This is a genomic window from Glycomyces tarimensis, assembly GCF_054776215.1.
Genome location: NZ_BAAHCB010000001.1, coordinates 72,399 through 74,320, shown reverse-complemented (window position 1 = coordinate 74,320; position 1,922 = coordinate 72,399). Strand labels below are relative to the sequence as shown.

Annotated in this window: 1 protein-coding gene; it reads left to right on the top strand. The window is 64.8% G+C overall.

Annotation, left to right across the window (positions count from 1 at the left end; all coding sequences use genetic code 11):
• The first annotated feature begins 251 nt into the window (after window positions 1-251).
• Window positions 252-1,916 carry a peptide ABC transporter substrate-binding protein gene (locus ACYVK3_RS00380; RefSeq protein ID WP_460495254.1) on the top strand — a complete coding sequence of 555 codons (1,665 nt, stop codon included), beginning with the start codon at window positions 252-254 and terminating at the stop codon, window positions 1,914-1,916.
• Window positions 1,917-1,922: the final 6 nt, after the last annotated feature.

Sequence of the window (1,922 nt, the reverse complement as noted above, 5' to 3'; positions counted from 1 at the left end):
GGCGGCCGGCGCTTTGCGTTCATCGTGCCGCCCGCAAACCGAGTAACGCCGTTTACCCACGGCTGTTCCATCGGCAATCGCATTCTCATTGAAAGGGCACGAAACGGCGATACGGGCGTAATAATGTGACTCCAAGGTCTCCGACAACCTTCCTCTAGATAACGATTTCACAACGCACCCTTTCGCTTTGATGTGTTGTGAGACATCGTGTGAGGTATCCCGCGACTCAAATCACATCCATGGAGTGACCAGTGAGACGAATTCAAATGGCGGTGGCCACAGCCGCAGCCGCAGCGCTCGCGCTGACCGCCTGCACCGGCGACGACAGCGACGTCGGAGGCGAAGGCGACGGCGGCGGCATCGTCAACATGCAGATCGGCGAGGTCCGCAGCCTGATCCCCGGCGGCTCCGGCGAATCCGAGGGCTTCCGCATCATGAAGAACGTCTACGAGGGTCTGGTCTACTACGACGCCGAGACCGGCGAGCCGGACAACTTGGTCGCCGAGGAGATCACCTCCGAGGACAACCAGACGTGGACGATCAGGATCAAGGAAGGGCTGACCTTCCACAACGGCGAGCCGGTGGACGCCAACGCCTTCATCCGCTCCTGGAACCGCACCGCGTACGGACCGAACGCGCTGCCGTTGAACTACTTCTTCGCGACGTTCGCGGGCTACGAGGAGATGAACCCCGAGCCGCTCCCCGAGGAGGAGTGGGCCGACCCGGAGGTTCCGGAGTTCCCCGAGGTCGAGACCACTGAGCTGTCCGGCGTGACCGCCGTCGACGACCTCACCATCGAAGTCGAGCTCGCGCAGCCGTTCATCGGCTTCCCGACGATGCTCGGCTACGAGGCGTTCTTCCCGGTCGCCCAGGAGTGCCTGGACAACACGGACGCCTGTGAGGACCAGCCGATCGGCAACGGGCCCTTCATGTTCGAAGAGCCCTACAGCATCGAGAGCGGCGGCACCGCCGTCAAGTGGGAGGACTACCAGACGGCCGACCAGCCCTCGATCGACGGCGTCCAATGGCACGTCTACCTCGAAGGCAACGACTGCTGGGCGGACTTCCTGACCGGTGACATCGACGTCTGCCGCCCGACCGCGGCCGACTACGAGCAGGCCGTCAACGACGAGGAACTGGCCGAGCGGCGCATCGTCCAGGACGGCACCAGCATCGCCATGCTGGCCTACCCGCTGTACGACGAGACGTTCGAGGACGTCAACCTGCGCCGCGCCCTGTCGGTGGCGATCGATCGCGAGGGCGTGCTCAACGTCATCGGAGCCGACCGGTTCAACCCGTTCGACTCGTGGGTGCCCGAATCGATCCTCGGCGGCGGCCGGAGCGCCTGCGGCGAGTACTGCACGTACGACCCCGACCTGGCCAACCAGCTGCTCGAGGACGCCGGCGGATGGCCCGAGGGCGAGCCGCTGCGCATCTGGGTCAACGACTCCGGCGACAACCTCGACATCTTCCGCGCCATCGGCGACTCGATCTCCGAGACGCTGGGCATCGAGTACGAGCTGGTCCCGATGGAGTGGACCGACTTCCTCGCCTCCCGTGAGGGACACGACCTCGACGGTCCGTTCCGCTCCGGCTGGGGCCCGGACTACAACCTCAACGAGAACTACCTGACGCCGATCTACGGCGGCGGCGCTTCGGTCAACGACCAGGGTTACGAGAGCGAGGAGTTCAGCGCGAAGATCGCCGAGGCCGGCACCGCCGAGACCATCGACGAGGCGATCGAGCTGTACGCCGAAGCCGAGGAGATCCTGGCGCAGGACATGCCGAGCGCGCCGGTCTTCGTCGAGCAGATCAGCTACTTCTACAGCGAGCGCGTCGACAATGTGATCGTCCACCCGATCTACTCCGGACCTGGCGGTGACGCGGAACTGCGCGACATCGAGATCACGGGGTAGCGAATC